This window comes from Methylomonas sp. HYX-M1 (assembly GCF_040741385.1).
In the GTDB taxonomy this organism is placed as follows: Bacteria; Pseudomonadota; Gammaproteobacteria; order Methylococcales; family Methylomonadaceae; genus Methylomonas; species Methylomonas rhizoryzae.
The window spans coordinates 17,321-36,815 of sequence record NZ_CP160405.1 but is presented as its reverse complement, the minus strand read 5'-3'; the positions used below and the strand labels follow the sequence as shown (position 1 = coordinate 36,815).

Below are 19,495 nucleotides of genomic sequence, written 5' to 3'. Positions count from 1 at the left end.
TAAAACAACAAGGGGGATAGGACATGGCGAACGATGCGCATAAAATTTTAATCGTGGGCGGCGGCGCGGCTGGCTTGGAGTTAGCCACCGAACTGGGCCACAAACTAGGTAAATCCGGCCTGGCGGACATCACGCTGCTGGACGCCGCTTCCACGCACATCTGGAAACCGCTGCTGCACGAAGTTGCCTCCGGTACCTTGGCCGAAGCCGAGGAAATCGAATATTTGGCCCAGGCCTACCGCAACCATTTCCGCTTTTTGTTCGGCCGCATGGAAGGCCTGGACAGGGCCGCCAAGGAAATCATTGTCGGCCCGATACCCAATAAAAAGGGCGAAATCGTCGTTCCGCAACGCCGTTTCAAATACGATACGCTGGTCATGGCGGTCGGCAGCGTCAGCAATACCTTCGGTATCAAAGGCGTAGACCAATTTTGCCGCTTCATCGACACCACCAAGGAAGCATTCCGTTTCCAGAAACAACTGGTGGAAACTTACTACGTGGAATCCTATGCCAAACAAAGCCAACAACGCGACAAACCCTTGTCCATCGTCATCGTAGGCGCCGGCGCAACCGGGGTGGAATTGTCGGCCGAGTTGCTGCAAATGACCAAATTGTTGGCATCGTACGGCCTGGAAGGTTCGATTCAAGTCGACATCACCATCATAGAAGCCGCCACCCAACTGCTGCCGGCTTTACCGGCGCGGTTGTCGCAAGCGACCATGGAACAATTGTCCAAGCTGGGTATCAATCTGAAGTTGGGCCGCAGGGTAACTGAAGTCACCGAAACCGCCGTGTATACCCACGACGGCGAAGTGATAGACGCGGATCTGAAAGTCTGGGCGGCCGGCATCAAGGCTCCGGATTGGCTGAAAAACTTGGATGGACTGGAAACCAACCACATCAATCAGCTGCTAGTGGATGCCACATTGCAAACCAGCGATCCCGACATCTTCGCCATCGGCGATTGCGCCGCTTGCGCTTGGAGCGGCCGCACCGGCAACGTGCCGCCACGCGCCCAAGCCGCGCACCAAATGGCCTCTACAGTGGCCAAAACGCTGAGCAACCGTTTAAAAGGCAAACCGCCGGTTAATTTTATCTATCAAGATTACGGCTCGCTGGTATCGTTGGGGAAATACAGCACGGTCGGCTCGTTGATGGGCAGCTTGATGGGTACCGTCAGCGTCGGCGGTTTTATCGCTTACATGGTGTATTTGTCGTTATACAAAATGCATCAGGTAGCGATTCACGGTTACTTCCGCACCGCCATGTTGACCTTGTCCAATCTGTTTCGGCGCAGTACGCACGCCAAAATCAAAATGCACTAAACCCCATCCCCACGAGACGTTTGCATGTTTGAAATCGAATACGAATTTCGCGATAAAGACTTAGTCCACTTTAACGAGCTGCGCATGGCCGGCGATGCCGAACTACAAAAGAAGATTCGCACCAACCGGATGCTGGTACCGGGCGTGATGCTGGTATTCGGCTTGTTTTACTACGTGTATTACACCGATATGATGACTACGGCCTACATAACCTTGCTGGCGCTGGGCTGGGCTATCGCCTCGCCGTTCATCATGAAAATCGACATGCGCCGGCAATTTTTCAACCAGTACACCGATGCCGAAAAAAAAGCCATGTTCGGTATTCACCAACTGAAGATAGAGCCCGAACATTTGTTGGAAAAGTCTCCCGGCGGCAAACACAAAACCCCTTGGGCCGAAATGCTGCGGGTAGAGCGGCATAAGGATTATGTTTATATTTACGTGGCGATCGACGCGGCTATCGTCATTCCCAGAGAAACCGTGAAAAGCGGAGATTTGAAAGCTTTCGCCAAACAAGCGGAGAACATGATCGAACGATTCAGCTGAGGCCATTCAGCGGCACAGCTAGCCGTTAAAGAATACGGGCCGCGGCATCGCTGCGCGAATGTTCAGGGGCCGGATAATCCCGCCTCTGCTACACTTTAACCCTAGCCATGTTTCCGGCGATAGGCCGTAATTATAATTTAACTGGAGATAGCCCTATGCACCACCACACCAAAACGCTTGCTTACGCCGCGCTGGCGCTGGCTTTGCTCGGCGGATGCACCCCTAGTTATTATCGCCATGACGTCGAGGACGACGATTTGGTGGAAGTCAGCTACGACGCCGCCGAACTGTTGTTGCAAAAACTGAAAACTCCGCTCCCCCGAGGCAGTCTGGTGGTGATCAACTCCTTGGTCAACGTCAATGATCTGGGGCAAACCCTACCGTTCGGCCGCATTGTGTCGGATCAGTTGAGTTCCGCGCTACATAACGCCGGTTATCGGGTTATGGGTATGGAATTGCCCACCGAAATCCTTGCCAAAAACGAAGCCGGCATTTTAGAGCTACCGCAGCCGACTAAAGACGCGTTGAACAACGTGCACGCCAACGCCATCGTACTCGGCACTTATGCTGCCGGCCGCAAAAACGTTTACATTTCATTGCGCGTGGTCGAGCTGTCCACCCAAAACATCATATCGTCCACCGATTATTCGATCCCCATGGGACCGGATGCCAAAGCGATGACGACGCCGCCCGTCAGCGAAGACAAATAACAGAGAATTCGGCTGGCGGCCGCGTACGCCAGCCTTTTTCCGCCATGCCTCGTTCGCTACTCATCCTTGCTTTTTTATCGGCCGCTTTTTTCAGCCTGACTTCAGCCCGGGCGCAATTGTCTCCGTTGTACCGTCCGGCCCCGTCGTTAAGCGCGGACGATCTAGCGGTGATCGTAAACGATAACGATCCGCTAAGCCGGCAAATCGCCGATTACTATGCCGAACAGCGGCATATCCCGCCGGATCGGGTCATTCATGTGCAATTTCCACCACGGAAAGCCATGTTGACCGAAAGCGAATTCAGACACATCAAACAGCAAGTAGACGCCAAAACGCCGAAGCGCGTGCAAGCCTTTGCCTTGACTTGGCTGCAGCCGTTTCGAGTCGAATGCATGTCGATCACCACGGCTTTCGCCGCCGGGTTCGATCGCGAGTTTTGCGCAAAAGGCTGCCAACAAACCCGCGGCAGCCCGTATTTTGCCAGTGACACCGGCAAACCTTTCGACACCTACGGTTGGCGCCCGGCCATGACGCTTGCGGCCGCCGATTTTGCCGAAGCCAAGCGCCTGATAGACCGAGGTATCGCCTCCGACTTTTCGCAGCCACGCGGCACGGCGTATTTGCTTAAAACCAAGGACAAAGCCCGTAGCTCACGCGCGGTAGCATTTCCAAAAGTCGCCGCCGCTTTAAATCCTTACTGGTCGGTGCAATATCTGGAAACCGACTATATCCAGGGACGTAAGGACGTGATGTTTTATTTTACCGGTCTGATTCGGGTGCCTCACCTCAGCGACAATGTGTTTCTGCCCGGTGCGGTTGCGGATCATCTGACCTCGGCCGGCGGCGTGATGTCAGGCAGCGATCAAATGAATGTCATGGAATGGCTGCGGGCAGGGGCCACCGCCAGCTACGGAGCGGTCGTGGAGCCGTGCAATTTTCCGGTAAAGTTTTCTAACCCCGGCCTGTTGCTGTACAACTATTTGCGCGGCAGCACAGTCATCGAAGCTTACTGGAAAAGTGTGGCGCAACCCGGCCAAGGCCTATTCGTCGGCGAACCGTTAGCCAGACCGTTCGGTTTTCGTTAACCCTAACTTGTTAGTTCGCCGTAGCAGATCGCGGCGCCGATATTCGGAGAAGGGGAGATTGGTTGATAAGGGTAAAAGCCGGCAACCGCCAATCCGATTGCCGGACTCTATCGATGTTTATTGATGAGTCATGAAGAAATACAAATACTTGCATTTCAAAACCATCTTCTTGCCTTCCATTTCCACTACATGACAATCCTCGTATTTCTCGCGTCCCGGCGACGTTTGTTTTTTGATCACCCCATCTTCAACGCTGTAATTCACGGCAATATCCATTTCTTTGGTTCTGCCGCGGGTGTCTTCAGCGCTCGTCATTAAAGTACCGTCTTTACGGAATTCCCACGTCACGTTCAAAGCTTTCTTCTCTTTGTCCAACGCCGCCGCTTCGGCGTCGACTCGCCAGGTTCCAAGTATTTTAGAGCTATTTTCGAGTTTGATGTCTGCGTTGGCGGAAAAGGCCGTTAGCGCTGCACACAGGGACAAAAGTGTTGTTATTGTTCTCATTGTATTCTCCCGACAGAGCGAATATTAGGTGGAGTCAGGACTATAGCATAATCATTTTTCACTGCCGGGTTTTTCGGCCGGCAGGTGCAGCAGGCGGGTTCCGGACAGACGGTCGTGCCAAGCCAACGCTTCGGGGTCGAACAGACACCACATGAAACCCAATCCGAAACAGGCCCAGGATAAAGCTGCGGCACAAAATCGAATCGCCGCCTGTTTCCAGCCGATAGCCCGGCCGCTTGAGCCGCACAACTTCAAGCGCCAGGCCTTTAGCCCGAGAGTCTGGCCGCCGTGGGTCCAAAACCAGCCATAAAACAAGAAGCTGATAGCCAACAGGTATAGCGGAAACCACCACTGCCCGGACCGAAAGGCCTCTCCGCCATTTAGCGGCAACAGCAAAGCCGTGGCGAAAAACCACACGGCCAACAGTAGCAGCGCGTCGTAGCACGCTGCGCCTAAGCGGCGTAAAAAACCCGCCGGCGACGCGCGGTCGACGGCGGGTTTAACAAAACCTTGGACTTTATCTTGCGACAATTACTTGCGGAATAACTCGAATTTTTGTCCCATGTACATACTCATGCCAACCAGTGCTCCCACCATCATCAAGGAGAACAGGAATGGCGGTCTATGGAACAATAGAATGGCGAAATCAGCCACAAACAAACTAGTAAACAAAGGCTGGTCGATTAAACCGAGCATCAATTTTTTAAACATATCCCCTCACTCCTAACAATAGCTACCAAACCGAACGTGTTGTTCTTATGCGCCGTGAAATCGAATCTATCGGAGCATGATTCTACTATATCGAGTAGGTATATAAAAGTGTGAGGCAGTCACGCGTCAAAAAGCTAAGCGGCTGATGTAGCGCCAAAACTCCAGCGCAGTTCTTATCGGCGCCTTTTTCGGTTAGAAAAACCGAGGCAACCCCAAGCGCAAAAACGTTGGTCGCTGCAAATGGCGGAAGCTATGTTGCTTTGGAGAAGCGGCTGCTTTAAGCGGTTAAACCAGGCAAGAAATCTATACGCGTTCCTCAGGCGCGCCGCAATTCGGCACGCCCGGTCGTTCAGCTCAACAAGCGCTAAAACGGCTGATAAAGGTTACGACTAACTGCGGTGGCAAGTTTAAAGCGAAAACAGCTCGCGCAACAGTTTGAGCAACTTAGGGCCAACGCCTTTAACTTTCGACAAATCGTCGAACGAATCGAAAGGTTGCGCCGCAACAATATTGTCTACCGTTTTCTTGGGTACACCCTTTAACTCGGCCAGCTGATCCGCCGTCGCCAGATTAATGGAGGTGGTGCGCGGAGTGGCGACAGCAGCCACCGGCAGTTTAGCGGGAGCTACGGTTTTTTTTGTATCCTGAAAGCCGAGGTTGATGACGTTATCTGGGTCTTTACGGCTAACTGTATTTTTAGTCCTGACCGATAAAGGTAGCGCAAAGTTAATGCAATCGCGGGTTTCGTAGGCTTGCCCGTTCCACTCGCGCAGCATCAGACTCAACTGCCAGGTGCCTTCCGGCGGTTCTTGATAGTCCAGCTCGTACTGAGAGGCGTAAATCGAATGTTTACCGCACAATTCGCCGATAGGGATGCCGGCAAGTGCAAAACCGTCGAAATCGCCGTCTTGATAGGCTTGTTTCAAAGCCCATAACTCGAGCGACAAGTCGCCGCTGACAGTATTTTCGGCACGCAGATTAGCGATTTCACCGATATGTAGGGTGATGCGCTTATCCAATACCTCGTAACCGCAATTGCCATGCAAGGCCAGACCGGCCGCAGCAGGCTTAGTCGCTTGCGCTTCAATCGCGGATTCGTTACAAACTGTATGACCGGATTGTGCGTCCACCGAGATCGCTTTTTTGTACTCGACGAAACTGACGTTGATTACGTTGTTCCCCGGATTACGAACCACGGCCGGTTTGCCCGCCGCAACATAAGGAACCGCAAAGTTGACGAAATCCCGGGTTTCGTAGGCCAAACCGTTCCATTCACGCAACATCAGGGTTAAATACCACTCGCCTTCCGCCGGTTCTTGGGCCGCTAATTCCCAAGTGCTTGGACCAATAAAGTGCTGTCCTCTTAGTTCGCCTATCGTTGTGCCGGCTAGCGCTAATCCGGAAAATTGGCCGCCCCGGTACGGCTGTTGCAGGGCCCACAACTCGATGGAAAGCGTGCCGCTAAGGTTGCCGTGTTCGCGGCGATTAGCAATATTGCCGATATTAATCGCGATACGGCCGTTGTAGATATGATAACCGCAATTACCGTCGAGAGTGAGTTCCGCCGCCGAAACCGGGATTATCGGATTTTGTATTGCATACATGGAATTATCTCCATAGTTAAGGAAATTCCATTATATAAAAATTATTTTTAAAGCAATAATTATTTAAGCATAAAAAACCAGTAAAAACAAATGGTTATGCACTAATTGAGTGCATTTTGGTTTATTTGAAGTATTGGAGCTGGTAATTTTGTTTGGAATATTGCGTTGTATTTTGGTGCAAAAATCAACCGGTTATTGTCGCTTTAGTCGATCCGAAAATAAGCGGGATAAATGGATTTCGCTTCGCTTGCCGGTAACGGCGTCGGTGTGGAGAAAGGATACGGCGACATGGTTGGAACGGTGCTGTGCCGCGTCGCCGCCCGGCCCTATCTCGCTCCGTCAGTCATTGGCTATCACTGCCGACGCTGACGTTGATAATCGTCGTAGCTTAGTTTTGCATCGCAATTGTCCGCCGGTGCCCGTAGACATTGCTGTTGTCTGAAGCTCTGCACGGCATCGTATCCCAGGCGTTCAGCCTGATCCAAACTACAGCCGCCGAGCACTAGACTCAGCCAAAGCATTTTTACCCAATTGCCGGCCATCTTTTTTCTCCCGAATGTACCCATTCATCAGATTGTTTTAACAACTGCCTTCCCGGCCGCAGCCTGCGATGACCAAGAATCAATATCTCCGCATGAGGCCGGTTTTTGTTCGGCGGCAAAGCGCGAAAAACAGCCGCGTCGTTGGCGTTATGCAAGCTTTTGTGCGTTGCGGTAGACGGACAAAAGGTCGGTTGGGGATCGTTTGCGTCGCAAATCGCCGAGTGTCTTAAAATGCTGCAAAGTGATCGGCTACTAAACGCTGAAACCGTGCCGAAGGCTGCTAAAGTCAAGCATTCGTCTAACTGGCAAGCTTGACCGACATATGGCTCGGATAAGGTATCATGTTATACCGCGCTGTTGAATAGAGGGCTAAGCCGACAGGGATAACGAATTTTCACTCGTAAAGGCCGCAAACCGATTAGAACGCTGTTACAGATGAATAAATCCGGATTGAAGTATGTTCGCCGTCAATTCAAGGCCATGGGGACACCCTGCGAAATTCAGGTATTCGCTAGCAGTGTCGCTCGGGCCAATGCAGCCATCGATGCGGCGGTCGCCGACGTGCAGCGTTTGGAAGCCCGTTATTCGCGCTATCGGCCGGATAGCTTTTTATCGGAGATTAATCGGGTTGCCGCTGCAGGCGGGGCCATAAACATAGACGACGAAACCGCCAGCTTGCTGGACTATGCGGTAACCTGCTACGAGCAAAGCGACGGTTTGTTCGATATTACCTCCGGCTTGTTGCGCCGCGCTTGGCGCTTCGACAGTGGGAAATTGCCGGAATCCGGGGAAATCGAGACTTTAATCGCCAAAGTCGGTTGGGACAAAGTCTTGTGGCATAGGCCGCAGCTGGCTTTTTCGGTTGCCGGCATGGAAATCGATTTCGGCGGCGTCGTTAAAGAGTACGCGGCCGATTGCGCGGCTGCATTGTGCAACAGCCATGGCGTAAAACACGGCGTAGTGAATTTAGGCGGCGACATTAAAGTCATCGGCCCGCGCAGCGATGGTAGCCCGTGGCGCATAGGGATTCGGCATCCTAGACGGCACGATGCGTTGTTGGATACGCTGGAGTTATACGAAGGCGCTGTGGCTAGCAGCGGGGATTACGAACGCTGCATTACCTTAGATAACGTTCGTTACGGACATATATTGAATCCTAAAACCGGTTGGCCGGTCGCTCATTTGGCGGCTGTGACCGTGGTCGGACAATTTTGCGTGGTTGCCGGCAGCGCATCGACGATTGCCATGTTGAAAGAGGAACAAGGTATCGACTGGTTAAACAATCTGGAATTGCCTTATTTATGGGTGGACGTACATGGCGCCAGTGGCGGCCGAATAACGCCGCACCCCTCTTGAATCCTTAATGAATCGGTATGTCGCGCTCACGTATAGATCACTTGGTTGTCACCGCACCAACGCTGGAGGCGGGAGCCGATTACCTGCGCAATCTGCTCGGGGTGGAACCGGTACCGGGCGGGACTCATCCGCGCATGGGTACGCATAACCGTCTGTTAAAGCTGGGCGAAAGCTGCTATTTGGAAGTCATCGCCGTAGACCCGGCCGCAGCGCGACCAAACAGGTCGCGCTGGTTCGAGCTAGATGCTTTTGGCCTGAACCCGCCCTGTTTGCGTGCTTGGGTAGCCAATACCGACAGCATAGAGGCCGCTTGCGCTGCATCCTCGCTGTCTTTGGGCCTGATCGAGCCCATGTGCCGAGGCGAACTGGAATGGTTGATTTCGATACCTGCAAACGGCGATTTGGTGATGCAAGGCGTAGCTCCGCAACTGATTCAATGGCCGGCAGATCGGCATCCCGCCGCCAAGCTCGCGGATAGCGGCTGCAAGCTTGTGGGTTTGGAAGGTTTTCACCCCCAAGCAAAACAAATCGAGCAATGCTTGGCAAACATAGGTTTTGACGATTGCTTCTCGGTTTCGCTACCTCCGCCGGGAATGAGTCCGCATCTGGCTGCAACCATTCAAACGCCGGCCGGCCTGCGCCGAATCGGTGGAGCTAGCGGCTTCCGGCTTTAGAAACGTAGATCTACCCACGCAAATGCCAACCATTATCACTCATGCCGCCGTACCGCTCGCCCTGGCTTGCGGGCTGGGCCGCGACCACATTCCCGGACGATTGTTGCTGGCGGGTATCGTCGCCGCCATGTTACCCGATTTGGATGTACTGGCCTTTCGGCTGGGCATTGCTTACCAGAATGATTTCGGCCACCGGGGCTTCAGCCATTCGCCTGCGTTTGCTTTGACGGTTGCCGCTGTGGGGGCTCTGTTGACCAAGTTCTTGCGCGTGCCGGCCAAACGGGCATTTTGGTTTTTGGCTGCGGCGACCTTGTCGCATGGCGTGTTGGACGCGTTCACTAACGGCGGTTTGGGTATCGCGTTTTTATGGCCGTTTTCCGGCGAACGATTTTTTGCGCCGGTCAGACCGATCGCCGTATCACCGTTAAGCCTGAGCCGATTTTTATCGGAACGGGGACTTTCCGTATTGGCATCGGAAGTTCAATACGTCTGGCTACCGTGCTTGGCACTACTCGGTTTGTCCACAGTGCTACGCTATTTTCGGCAACGCTAGCATTGACCAGTCAACCCGTCCGCTTTAACGCGACAAAGCGCCGCTACGGCTTACCAGCGGGTATGCTTGCGTATCCCGGCTCGTATGGTTTTTAGCCGAGCCGTACAGGTAGTCATCGGCGGATTTCGCGGTTAAGCCGGTTGAGTAAGGCCGCACGGCTTTTGCTGGCAGAAGTGCTAAAATCCGTGGCACGCAGCTACTGCGCAGCTCTATATATGAGCTGCGGCATTATTCGGCCGACACGGGATACGAATAGACCGGCTCCACATTACCCATCTTCTCGCTTTACGCCATGCAAACCCAATTCGATTTCGACGTTATCGTAGCCGGCGGCGGGCCGGCCGGCTGCACTGCGGCTACGCTATTAGCTCAATACGGCCACAAGGTTTTACTGCTGGAACGCGACCAACATCCGCGCTTTCACATCGGCGAATCCATGCTGCCTTTTAGCGAGCCGATAGTCCAACGTTTGGGTATAGATTGGAGTCAGGGCAACCTGTTTAAAAGCGGTGCGGTATTCATTGACGAGCACAGTGGGCAGCGCATGAGTTTTCCGCTGAGCGCCTACCGGAAAACTTACCAGCTGGAGCGGGCGCCGTTCGACCAATTGTTATTCGAAAACGCCGGCAAACACGGCGTAACGACGCGCGAGCGGGAAGGCGTGATCGGCGTGGAATGCCTAACCGAAGCGGTAAACGTGCTGAGCGAACAAGGTCGTTACCGCTGTCGCTACTTGATAGACGCCAGCGGGCGCGCCGCCATCATGGGTAAGCAGGCCAAAAGCATAGAGCAGATAGAAAACCTGGGTAAGTTTGCCGTTTATACCCATTTCGACAATATCCCACCTGGCGACGAAGCGGACGAACTGTTTCGAACCGGCAACATCTACGTGCCTGTGGTCGATATCGGCTGGATTTGGATTATTCCGCTATCCGGACGGCGGTTAAGCGTCGGTTTGGTGGTACAACAGCGGCGCGCCAACGACGGCAATGCGGACAGCTTGCTGCGCCGCTATTTAGCCGCATCCCCCCTCTTGACGCGGTTGTTAACCGGCGTCGAACAAAGCGGGCCGATAAGAGTGGAAGCGGATTTCAGTTACAGCAATCAACGCCGTTACGGGCTGCGCTATGCCTGCTGCGGCGATGCGGCGGGCTTTTTGGATCCGGTTTTTTCCTCCGGGGTATTTTTGGCCTTCACCAGCGCGGCCCGCATCGCCGACCGGATTCATCAAGGTTTGGCCGACGGCTGCGAAGCCGACCCGGCTTTGCACGCAACCGACGACGAAGCCTATCGGCTGGGTTTCAACACCATGCGCATGTTCGTGGAGCGTTTTTATCAGTCGAACATCGTGCATAACTTGTTTTTCGAAGCCGACCGTAATCCGCAGTTGAAGGATCAAATCGCCCGTTTGTTGGCAGGCGATTTGTGGGTAAGCGATAACGCGTTGCAAAAAACGCTGTTAGCCGGCCGACAAATGCCGGCATGACCAACAGGGTAAGCGCTGTTTTTTGCGCCATCCCGAAACATCAATTTCCGATAAAGGCGCTATCCGCTCCGTATCCAGCCAGAGTTCCAAGATGACTAGCCGTTCAAGCTACAATTGTTGATCGATCAACTTACGGTAACTGGTGGCATGGTGTTGCAGCAAGATGTCGGCTTTGATCTTGCCGTCGATAGCTTCTATCGGATATAGGTCTCCGCCTTTTTCCAAACCGAATACCGGAATCAATTGGCCGGCTAATGTGTAGTTCAAGGATTTCGCTTTGGCGTCGGTTAACGGCGCCCGGTAATCGGTGAAGTAACGTGCTAACGACTCGCTAATCTCGGCGTCTTTAAACTTTTTGACCATTGCATCTATCGGTACTTCCGAGAAAAAGCCGCGCACGTCGTTTTTTGCATCGGTAATTTTACTGGCCAGCTGGGCTACTTTGCTGCCCACGGTAATATCGGCATTATCGGCTTCGACGATGGTGGTCACCTCGGAGACCGATTCCAAACTCAACGGTACTTGCGGGATGGGATCGCGGTCGTTATTGATCACGAATGCCTGATTTTTGCTGGTGCGGGCGAAATCGTATCCGAATTGCATATTGCCCGGCTTGGGTTGGGCGTACAGATAGGATTTAATTTGGGTGTGTTTTAATGTCTCCAAGCCGTAAGGAATGGTCTCCTCTTGAATGGCGTAATACAGAAACGCTTGAATCAAGGTCGCTACCGCCGCCCCTTGGCTGTGGCCGGTAATATACAGCTTGGAAATGTCCTCGTTTGCTAACACGCGTTTTATCTGGGTCAGCACGCCGCGTTGGTCGTCTAACAACAACCCTAAGGCCGCATAGGCAAAACCCAGATGCACTTCCGCCATGGGGGTAGAGGCAAAAACTATGGGTAGCGTGTGATTCTTGGGATATTCAACGCCGGCGAAAGCCGGTATTGTGGTGGCGTAGGCGTCTGTTAGTATACTTTGCCATTCAGCTACCGTACCGCGCACCGCCAAGGCATAAACCCCGCGATGGATTTGCGATTTTGCTAACAGCCAAGCCCCGTTCAAAGGTTTGATGCCGTTAGTCTTGATATCGTTCGGGTTTGGTTTGTCCTCTGCTCGGTCGGCATCCGTGTAGGGAAATTGCCGATTCCATTGGGTATTGCCCGGCATACGGCTGTCGTACACCAAATCCCAGCCGACAGGATTTGCATAAAACTGGTGTTCAGGGTCGGGCAGATCCGGATTGTTGCGGTCGTCCTGGTTATTCAGTTCTATGCACATTTCCAACATAGTTTTTGCCTCATCGGTGTCGAAACCGCTGGTGGCTTGTATTGCTTGCGTGGTTGCCGCGTCACGTTGAATTTGATACGGCTGAATAAAATTTTCGTTTGTCATGGTCGAACACCCCGAAATTAGAAAAGTGAGTAGTAACGCCGGCCGGTACTTATAGTCATTGTCTGCGCTGCGCGGATGCGCTTGCTTGGGGGATTTTGGGTAAGAATGGGGTAACATGGACGTATCCTCCTCTGCTCGCCGGAATAAGCGAGTATTTTGCACCGGCAATCCGCTTAAGAATCGACCGGTGCGGAGAATCGCTGCGGTTATTACCTGCCTATAAGGCAAGAAATACCAATCGAAATCCCCGCAAGCCGGTAAAACTCTCTAGCCATCGAGTACCAAATATTTAAAATTATTTTTAGGCTGCGCAATCCGCCGTCAAAATAAGGCAATGGGACTTAAGCAAATGCGCCAAATCAGTATAGGCGCTAGGCATGTCATCCGCCAAATTCGTTAAAGCTGTTAATCGGCCTCGGATCAGAGTCGACCTCAGGCATTCAGCGAGGCTGACGAATGAAAGGGACTCTTTGCGCACAAACTTTCGTAAGACAATTCCGTCTTTCATCAACTGTCTGCTTGCTTGGCAAACCCGTCAAGCAACGGCGATAACGATTCGGGAGAAATAAAATGGCTGTGGAATGGGTATATTCGCCTACCCGAATCGATTGGGTGGCGTTATCCGAACTGTACAAATTAGCCCCATTGGGTGACAAAGATCCGAACGATCTAAAAACCGCCTTCGGAAATAGCCGGTATTTTTGTTTTGCATTCGATGCCGGCAATTTGGTGGGCGCCGGCCGGGCCTTGGCTGACGGCGTGGATTGTTCGTATATCTGCGACGTAGCGGTTTTACCCAGTCATCAAGGTATGGGGATAGGTAAAACCATCATAAGTAAGTTAGTCGAATTTTCCAGCGGACACCGCAAAATCATTCTTTACACCGCCCCGGGCAATGAATCGTTTTATAGACGTTTGGGTTTTAAGCGGATGCGCGCGGCCATGGCCATCTTCGCCGATGCCCGGCAAGCCTTGGATTGGGGATTGCTCTACGAGGATTAATCGGCTATTTGCATTCTAGGCTTGGAAATCAGCTCGACTCATGTTTTCAGACTGCACCGTTTTGAGCAAAACACGGTTGGATTGTAGCTGGGCGCAATAGCTTGTTATATGCAAAAGTTGGTTGAGAGGAATACTTGTTAGCGGCCACGGCCATTCTCGAACGGTATGCTCGCCGTTGGGGCATCGAGCCCTTGTTTCATCATCCGAAACGCTGCTGGGGCATTAGCAATCTATGGCAACAGTCGCGCACCGTGCTGGAAACCCGGATGCAAATTCGCTCCACCGCTTGGATGCTGGCACAGTTGTTGGCTTTGGCCGTTGACGAGACCTTCCCGCCACGTGAAATTGCGCCCTGGCGCGAAGGGCATCCCTTGCGGCGGGTCTCGTCGCGCAAGGGCTGCGGATTGAATTTACAGGACTTGCCTTTCGCGACGGTTTTGACCCGAAGTCGCAAAAATTCAGCGTCCCAGAACAGCGCGGCGACCCTCGATTGTCGCCTTGACCAGTTGGTCTCACGAAAATACGCGGGTCCATCGCTACGCGGCCCCTTCGTCTTTAGGTCAAGCTGGCGCGGTGTGGCCAGCGCTGTGTCTAAAATTGAGTTAACGCAACAGAACCGGATTTCTGATCAACCCGTTAAACCCTGGGCATTTGACGCAGCTTTTCCACCACTTTGTCACCAAACTCGTCGGTGCTGATCATCGTCACACCGCTGCCGGGTTTCGACAAATCAGCGGTCGAATAACCGTCGCCGAATACGCCCTGCATGGCCGCCCAAACGTTTTTGGCTTCAGCCGCCATGTCGAAGCTGTTTTCCAGCATCATCGCCACCGAGCCTATCATCGAATAAGGGTTGGCGATGTTTTTACCGGCGATGTCCGGCGCCGAACCGTGTGAGGGCTCGTAGTAAGCTTTATCGGGCCCGATGCAGGCCGAAGGCATCAAGCCCAGCGAACCCAAAATACCACCGCCTTGGTCGCTGAGTATGTCACCGAACATGTTCTCCATCACCATTACATCGAACTGGGTTGGCTTCAGACACAGCGCGGTAGCGGCTGCATCGACCAGCATGTTGACCACCTGTACATCAGGATATTCCTTGGCGACTTCTTCCATCACCTCGTTCCACAATACACTGGATTTCAAGACGTTGCTTTTGTGAATGTTGTGCAGCAATTTGCGGCGTTTGCTGGCCAACTTAAAGGCTTGCTGCATGATTTGCCGAATTTGTGCCTCGTCGTATTCCAGGGTTTCGCGAACGTAGCGCAAACCGGCAGCGTTGATGCCCGTCTCCTTCTCGCCGAAATATAGGCCGCCCACCAGTTCGCGAACGATGATCAGATCGATACCTTCACCGATAATTTCGGGCTTCAACGGTGAAAAATGCGCTAACGATTTTGGCAGCGAAACCGGCCGGAAATTGGCATAGGTATTGTAACGGCGGCGTAGAGGTAATAATGCACCGCGTTCCGGCTGCTCGTCGATAGGGATTCGTTTTGAATCTTCGTGGCTCAAGCCGATCGGCCCTTTCAAAATCGCGTCGGCTTGATCGCAAATGGCTTTGGTTTGATCGGGAAAGGCTGAGCCGGATTCGAAATAAGCGCAGGCACCGAATGCGGCGGGCAGTAACTCGAATGTCACATCGTTACGTTCTTCGATGAGTTTCAAAACTTTGATGGCTTCTTTGGTGATCTCGGGGCCGATACCGTCACCGGCCAATATTGCAATTTTATAATGTTTCATGCTTCTGTTTGATTTTATGTAAACTTTTATTTTATAAAGACTTAATCAAGGTTGCCTGCGTCTCGTGCAACTGGATATTGATGAGTTTGATCGTGGCTAAAATCGCCGCAAATACCTGATTGACGTGAACGCCGCGGGTTTTGCGAAACTCACTGCCGCAATCCCAAGTGATAACACATTCTGTCAATGCACTGGCGTGTCCGCCTTTAGGAATACGAATTTCGTAATCAGCCAGAGTCGGTAAACGGTAGCCGTACTTGTCCAGCACCTTGCCGATAGCGTCAATAAAGGCATCGAAACCGCCACTACCGGCACCGGTAGCTTGGTGTTTATCGCCCTTGATATCGACACGCAGGCTGACGGTGGAGGGTAGGTCAAGACCGCTGCTGATGGAACAAGCCAATAATTTAATGTGCTGATAATCCTTGCTTTCCAGGACGTCGGCAATGATAAACGGCAGGTCGTCGATGGTGATGGTTTGCTTGGAATCGCCAATGCTGACGATACGCGCCAAGACCTTTTTTTGATCTTCTTCGGAAAGTTGCAACTCCAGCTGCTCAAGGTTTTTTTTCAGAGAGGCTTTGCCGCTCATTTTTCCCAAGGCATAGCTGCGAGTCCGCGAAAAGCGTTCCGGCCCCAATCGGGTCTTGTACAACCCGCCCTTTTGATCGCCATCGGCATGGATGCCGGCAGTCTGCGTAAACACGTCCGAACCGACGATGGGCGCATTGGCGGCAACGCGTTTGCCCGAAAAGTTTTCGACCATGTTGCTGATGCGGACCAAGTCGCTTTCATTAATGGACAACTGCATGTTCATCTTATCGCGCAACACCACGGCCACCTCCGCCAAGGAGGCATTGCCTGCCCGTTCACCCAGGCAATTGACGGTACAGTGAACAGTACTGACACCCGCCCGTACCGCAGCCATGGCATTTGCCGTGGCTAAGCCGTAATCGTTATGGGGATGAAAATCAAACTGTAGGTTCGGATAGCGCTGACACATATCGCTAAGGCTTGAATAAACTTCGTCCGGCGACATGACACCCAGCGTATCCGGCAGCATGAAGTGGCAGATCGGGCTGTGTTGCAAGCTATCCATCAACCCATATACATACTCCGGACTGTCTTTATAACCATTCGACCAATCTTCCAGATAAACATTTACCTTCAGACCTTGCTCATGCGCATGGGCGATGGTTTGTAAGACATCGGCGCTGTGTTGCTCCAAGGTTTTACCGAGTTGCTCACGGCAATGCTTCTCGCTGCCTTTAGCCAGAAGGTTGATTACCCTGCCGCCGGTAGACTTGATCCAGTCGACGCTGAGGGTATGGTCGACAAAGCCAAGGACTTCGACTCGCTCGGCAAAACCTTCTTGCTGGGCCCATTGGTTGATCTGACTAACAGCGGCCTTCTCGCCTTCCGATACCCGGGCCGAAGCCACTTCAATACGATCTACGCCTAAAAATTGCAACAAGGCCTTGGCGATGCTGACTTTTTCCGTAGGCGTAAAGGCAACGCCTTGGGTTTGCTCTCCATCGCGTAAGGTAGTATCCATGAGTTGGATATGTCTTGGCTTTTTCAACATGATTTTCGTCTGTGTTTTCGGTGCGGCCCAATGTCGGCATGGTTAGGCCCAAAGCCAGGGAAAATCCTGCTTATGCTGCTGCTCGAACAGGTCGATCTTATCGACGTGTTTTAAGGTCAAGCCGATGTCGTCCAACCCACTGAGCAGATTACCTTTGCGAAACGGATCAATTTCGAAACTAAAGCCATTACCGGCTGGCGTACTCAACTGTTGGTTTTCCAGATCGACGGTAAAACGCACCCCCTCGTTTGCCGCGATTTCAGCCATCAATGTGTCCAGTTGATCTTTATCGACCTTGATCGGCAGAATGCCGTTTTTAAAACAATTGTTATAAAAAATATCGGCATAACTCGTAGAGATGATGGTGTTGAAACCATAATCGGCAATGGCCCACGGCGCGTGTTCACGTGAGGAGCCACAGCCGAAGTTGTCACCCACCACCAGGATTTTGGCGCCTTTAAAAGCCGGATTGTTCAGCTCGAATTCGGGGTTATCGCTGCCGTCGTCATTGAAACGCCAGTCGTGAAACAGATGCTGGCCAAAGCCGCTACGTTCCACTTTCTTTAAAAACTGCTTGGGAATAATTTGATCAGTATCGACGTTGCTGCGGTTCATCAGCACAGCGATGCTTTCATGCTTTTTATACGGTTCCATAACTTATCTTGCTCTTGCTCGTTAAAGGGTACGAATGTCGACAAAATGGCCTGCAGCCGCCGCGGCAGCAGCCATGGCAGGCGAAACCAAATGCGTACGTCCGCCTTTGCCCTGACGGCCTTCGAAATTTCGGTTTGATGTAGACGCGCAACGCTGACCTTTGGACAGCTCGTCGCCATTCATTGCCAAACACATCGAGCAGCCGGGCTCGCGCCATTCCCAACCGGCATCGACAAAGATTTTGTCCAGTCCTTCTTGTTCTGCTTGCTGCTTAACGTGGTACGAACCGGGCACTACAATCGCGGTGACGCCGTTGGCCACTTTAGTCCCTTTCGCCACTTCCGCGGCTATACGGATATCTTCGATACGGCCGTTGGTGCAAGAACCGATGAACACGAAATCAATCGGAATATCGGTAATTTTGGTGTTGGGCGTCAGTCCCATATAGGCTAACGCGCTTTCACAAGCTTTACGCTTGATGTCGTCGCTGAAGCTTTCCGGCGAAGGCACCAAGCTATCGACTCCGGCGACTTGCTCGGGCGACGTGCCCCATGACACTTGCGGAGCTATTTCATTCGCATCCAGAACCACAGTGGCATCAAAGACGGCGCCTTCGTCGCTGGGTAGAGACTTCCAATAAGCCAGAGCCTGATCCCAGTAATCGCCAGCCGGTGCAAATTCGCGGCCTTTAAGGTATTCATAGGTCTTTTCGTCGGGGGCAACCAAACCAGCTCTGGCGCCCGCTTCGATTGCCATGTTGCACAAGGTCATCCGGCCTTCCATGGACAACGATTTGATCGCCGAACCGGTATATTCGATCACATAGCCGGTGCCGCCAGCGGTGCCGATCTTGCCAGTGATGGCCAGGGCAATATCCTTGGCGGATGCATATTTGGACAGTTCGCCGTTGATGACGATTTGCATGGTTTTGGATTTTTTCTGCGGCAGGGTTTGCGTGGCCATCACATGTTCGACTTCGGAAGTGCCTATGCCGAACGCCAGCGCGCCAAACGCACCATGGGTTGCGGTATGACTGTCGCCGCATACCACGACCATGCCTGGATGGACGAAACCGTGCTCGGGAACTACCACGTGAATCACGCCGTTGTTCGCGTTTTTCATGTCGTAAAGGTTTAGGCCGTTTTCCCTGCAATTTTCGGCCATGGTTTCTATCTGTTTTTTAGCAATCGGATCGGCAATCGGCAGATCGCGATTTTTTGTCGGTACACAATGATCCATCGTCGCCAAAATACTGTGCGGATTGCGCACTTTGCGATTGCTCAAGCGCAGACCTTCAAAAGCCTGAGGGCTGGTGACTTCGTGCATCAGGTGCCGATCGACATACAGTAAAGGCGCCTGTCCTTCGGTATCCACCACGAGATGGCTATCCCAAATTTTTTCATACATGGTTTTTTTCATAGCATTTTCCAAAGCTTGCATAGAGACTCTTTAATCGAGTTTACTATGTGTTACGGGTCTAATCTGAGGCATAGTTTAACCTTGTCGCCTTTCCGGTAAAAACCAGACCTTCATTTTGTTTATGTTCTGGTATCCGACGGCTGCAAAGGGTCGGGACAAGACGATCATGCCTTGCTTACCAAACGGTGAATTTTCCGAGCACTGAAATCCAACCAAACCAAACTGGACTTAACATTACATTACATCCCAGTGGCTTTCATTCCAACCTCAGAATGCAAATAGCCGATTAATTTAGCTTTGACGAATGCCCGTTTTCAAATCGGCCCTTGAGCGCTTGGCTCTATCCGGCAAAGCGATTGAAAACATAGCCAGTCCACAGGGCAATCGCGCTTGACCTTTGCGAATCAATCGCAACACTCAATCATTTGCCCAACGCAAATCTCTCAGCGTAAGGCAATGACGAAAATATCCCGCAGACGATGTTTGTTTTCGGCGTGCGATGCGCCGGTCGGTGCGGGTAGCAAAATGATGGAAATTGGCGGTACTTGGCATGCTCATCTTCGCTATCAAATAGATAGACCGTTTACCGCATTCAAAGTGCGAT

19 protein-coding genes are annotated in these 19,495 nt (G+C 52.4%); 9 read left to right on the top strand and 10 right to left on the bottom strand.

Annotated features, from left to right (window positions below):
* Positions 1-23 precede the first annotated feature (23 nt).
* The 4 genes from AB0A83_RS00170 (at position 24) to AB0A83_RS00155 (ending at position 3,666) form a co-directional block, all read left to right on the top strand.
* On the top strand, positions 24-1,325 hold the full coding sequence (locus AB0A83_RS00170) for an NAD(P)/FAD-dependent oxidoreductase (protein ID WP_150045992.1): 1,302 nt from the start codon (positions 24-26) through the stop codon (positions 1,323-1,325).
* Positions 1,326-1,349: 24 nt separating this feature from the next.
* Positions 1,350-1,871, top strand: a complete 522-nt coding sequence (locus tag AB0A83_RS00165; RefSeq protein WP_150045991.1) for a YcxB family protein — start codon at positions 1,350-1,352, stop codon at positions 1,869-1,871.
* 155 nt (positions 1,872-2,026) lie between these two features.
* The gene (locus AB0A83_RS00160; protein WP_150045990.1) at positions 2,027-2,581 is read left to right on the top strand and encodes a FlgO family outer membrane protein; all 555 of its coding nucleotides are present in this window, start codon (positions 2,027-2,029) and stop codon (positions 2,579-2,581) included.
* Between the two features lie 44 nt (positions 2,582-2,625).
* Complete coding sequence (locus AB0A83_RS00155) at positions 2,626-3,666, top strand: TIGR03790 family protein (RefSeq protein WP_150045989.1); 1,041 nt, start codon at positions 2,626-2,628, stop codon at positions 3,664-3,666.
* Positions 3,667-3,783: 117 nt separating this feature from the next.
* Here the strand turns inward: AB0A83_RS00155 and AB0A83_RS00150 are convergent, their stop codons facing one another.
* From AB0A83_RS00150 to AB0A83_RS00130, 5 genes are all read right to left on the bottom strand, one after another.
* Positions 3,784-4,170, bottom strand: a complete 387-nt coding sequence (locus AB0A83_RS00150) for a hypothetical protein (protein ID WP_150045988.1) — start codon at positions 4,168-4,170, stop codon at positions 3,784-3,786.
* Between the two features lie 51 nt (positions 4,171-4,221).
* Positions 4,222-4,701, bottom strand: coding sequence for an RDD family protein (locus tag AB0A83_RS00145; protein WP_150045987.1), 480 nt, complete (start codon positions 4,699-4,701; stop codon positions 4,222-4,224).
* Positions 4,702-4,881: a hypothetical protein gene (locus AB0A83_RS00140; RefSeq protein WP_150045986.1), complete on the bottom strand. Its 180-nt coding sequence runs from the start codon at positions 4,879-4,881 to the stop codon at positions 4,702-4,704.
* Positions 4,882-5,288: 407 nt separating this feature from the next.
* Complete coding sequence (locus AB0A83_RS00135) at positions 5,289-6,485, bottom strand: ComEA family DNA-binding protein (RefSeq protein ID WP_367155079.1); 1,197 nt, start codon at positions 6,483-6,485, stop codon at positions 5,289-5,291.
* A 353-nt stretch (positions 6,486-6,838) separates the two neighbouring features.
* Complete coding sequence (locus AB0A83_RS00130; protein ID WP_150045984.1) at positions 6,839-7,027, bottom strand: hypothetical protein; 189 nt, start codon at positions 7,025-7,027, stop codon at positions 6,839-6,841.
* Between the two features lie 435 nt (positions 7,028-7,462).
* Between AB0A83_RS00130 and AB0A83_RS00125 the strand changes: the two genes are divergently transcribed.
* The 4 genes from AB0A83_RS00125 to AB0A83_RS00110 all read left to right on the top strand — a co-directional run bounded on the left by AB0A83_RS00125 (position 7,463) and on the right by AB0A83_RS00110 (position 11,096).
* The gene (locus tag AB0A83_RS00125; RefSeq protein WP_150045983.1) at positions 7,463-8,383 is read left to right on the top strand and encodes an FAD:protein FMN transferase; all 921 of its coding nucleotides are present in this window, start codon (positions 7,463-7,465) and stop codon (positions 8,381-8,383) included.
* 17 nt (positions 8,384-8,400) lie between these two features.
* The gene (locus AB0A83_RS00120; RefSeq protein WP_367155077.1) at positions 8,401-9,057 is read left to right on the top strand and encodes a VOC family protein; all 657 of its coding nucleotides are present in this window, start codon (positions 8,401-8,403) and stop codon (positions 9,055-9,057) included.
* Between the two features lie 22 nt (positions 9,058-9,079).
* Positions 9,080-9,610 carry a metal-dependent hydrolase gene (locus AB0A83_RS00115; RefSeq protein WP_367155076.1) on the top strand — a complete coding sequence of 177 codons (531 nt, stop codon included), beginning with the start codon at positions 9,080-9,082 and terminating at the stop codon, positions 9,608-9,610.
* Positions 9,611-9,902: 292 nt separating this feature from the next.
* Positions 9,903-11,096 carry a tryptophan 7-halogenase gene (locus tag AB0A83_RS00110; RefSeq protein ID WP_150045980.1) on the top strand — a complete coding sequence of 398 codons (1,194 nt, stop codon included), beginning with the start codon at positions 9,903-9,905 and terminating at the stop codon, positions 11,094-11,096.
* Between the two features lie 108 nt (positions 11,097-11,204).
* On the opposite strand, the gene AB0A83_RS00105 is transcribed toward AB0A83_RS00110, so the two are convergent.
* Entirely contained in the window at positions 11,205-12,488 is a 1,284-nt protein-coding gene (locus AB0A83_RS00105) for a hypothetical protein (RefSeq protein ID WP_190303209.1), read from the bottom strand.
* A 570-nt stretch (positions 12,489-13,058) separates the two neighbouring features.
* Between AB0A83_RS00105 and AB0A83_RS00100 the strand changes: the two genes are divergently transcribed.
* On the top strand, positions 13,059-13,490 hold the full coding sequence (locus tag AB0A83_RS00100; RefSeq protein WP_367155075.1) for a GNAT family N-acetyltransferase: 432 nt from the start codon (positions 13,059-13,061) through the stop codon (positions 13,488-13,490).
* A 636-nt stretch (positions 13,491-14,126) separates the two neighbouring features.
* Here AB0A83_RS00100 and leuB read toward each other — a convergent pair.
* The 4 genes from leuB to leuC form a co-directional block, all read right to left on the bottom strand.
* Complete coding sequence (gene leuB / locus AB0A83_RS00095; protein WP_367155074.1) at positions 14,127-15,233, bottom strand: 3-isopropylmalate dehydrogenase; 1,107 nt, start codon at positions 15,231-15,233, stop codon at positions 14,127-14,129.
* Positions 15,234-15,264: 31 nt separating this feature from the next.
* A complete protein-coding gene (locus tag AB0A83_RS00090; protein WP_367155073.1) occupies positions 15,265-16,788 on the bottom strand; it encodes an alpha-isopropylmalate synthase regulatory domain-containing protein in 1,524 nt (507 codons plus the stop codon).
* A 72-nt stretch (positions 16,789-16,860) separates the two neighbouring features.
* Positions 16,861-17,472, bottom strand: a complete 612-nt coding sequence (gene leuD / locus AB0A83_RS00085; RefSeq protein ID WP_150045975.1) for a 3-isopropylmalate dehydratase small subunit — start codon at positions 17,470-17,472, stop codon at positions 16,861-16,863.
* Positions 17,473-17,493: 21 nt separating this feature from the next.
* Positions 17,494-18,891, bottom strand: a complete 1,398-nt coding sequence (gene leuC / locus AB0A83_RS00080; RefSeq protein WP_150045974.1) for a 3-isopropylmalate dehydratase large subunit — start codon at positions 18,889-18,891, stop codon at positions 17,494-17,496.
* Between the last annotated feature and the right edge of the window lie 604 nt (positions 18,892-19,495).

Bases quoted from the DNA above. Each gene is read 5' to 3' on its own strand.
- AB0A83_RS00160 (WP_150045990.1), top strand. From the start codon at position 2,027: ATGCACCACCACACCAAAACGCTTGCTTACGCCGCGCTGGCGCTGGCT.
- AB0A83_RS00130 (WP_150045984.1), bottom strand. From the start codon at position 7,027: ATGGCCGGCAATTGGGTAAAAATGCTTTGGCTGAGTCTAGTGCTCGGC.
- leuC (WP_150045974.1), bottom strand. From the start codon at position 18,891: ATGAAAAAAACCATGTATGAAAAAATTTGGGATAGCCATCTCGTGGTG.
- AB0A83_RS00135 (WP_367155079.1), bottom strand. From the start codon at position 6,485: ATGTATGCAATACAAAATCCGATAATCCCGGTTTCGGCGGCGGAACTC.
- AB0A83_RS00105 (WP_190303209.1), bottom strand. From the start codon at position 12,488: ATGACAAACGAAAATTTTATTCAGCCGTATCAAATTCAACGTGACGCG.
- AB0A83_RS00090 (WP_367155073.1), bottom strand. From the start codon at position 16,788: ATGGATACTACCTTACGCGATGGAGAGCAAACCCAAGGCGTTGCCTTT.
- AB0A83_RS00115 (WP_367155076.1), top strand. From the start codon at position 9,080: ATGCCAACCATTATCACTCATGCCGCCGTACCGCTCGCCCTGGCTTGC.
- AB0A83_RS00120 (WP_367155077.1), top strand. From the start codon at position 8,401: ATGTCGCGCTCACGTATAGATCACTTGGTTGTCACCGCACCAACGCTG.
- AB0A83_RS00125 (WP_150045983.1), top strand. From the start codon at position 7,463: ATGAATAAATCCGGATTGAAGTATGTTCGCCGTCAATTCAAGGCCATG.
- AB0A83_RS00150 (WP_150045988.1), bottom strand. From the start codon at position 4,170: ATGAGAACAATAACAACACTTTTGTCCCTGTGTGCAGCGCTAACGGCC.
- AB0A83_RS00110 (WP_150045980.1), top strand. From the start codon at position 9,903: ATGCAAACCCAATTCGATTTCGACGTTATCGTAGCCGGCGGCGGGCCG.
- leuB (WP_367155074.1), bottom strand. From the start codon at position 15,233: ATGAAACATTATAAAATTGCAATATTGGCCGGTGACGGTATCGGCCCC.
- AB0A83_RS00100 (WP_367155075.1), top strand. From the start codon at position 13,059: ATGGCTGTGGAATGGGTATATTCGCCTACCCGAATCGATTGGGTGGCG.
- AB0A83_RS00155 (WP_150045989.1), top strand. From the start codon at position 2,626: ATGCCTCGTTCGCTACTCATCCTTGCTTTTTTATCGGCCGCTTTTTTC.
- AB0A83_RS00170 (WP_150045992.1), top strand. From the start codon at position 24: ATGGCGAACGATGCGCATAAAATTTTAATCGTGGGCGGCGGCGCGGCT.
- AB0A83_RS00165 (WP_150045991.1), top strand. From the start codon at position 1,350: ATGTTTGAAATCGAATACGAATTTCGCGATAAAGACTTAGTCCACTTT.
- AB0A83_RS00140 (WP_150045986.1), bottom strand. From the start codon at position 4,881: ATGTTTAAAAAATTGATGCTCGGTTTAATCGACCAGCCTTTGTTTACT.
- leuD (WP_150045975.1), bottom strand. From the start codon at position 17,472: ATGGAACCGTATAAAAAGCATGAAAGCATCGCTGTGCTGATGAACCGC.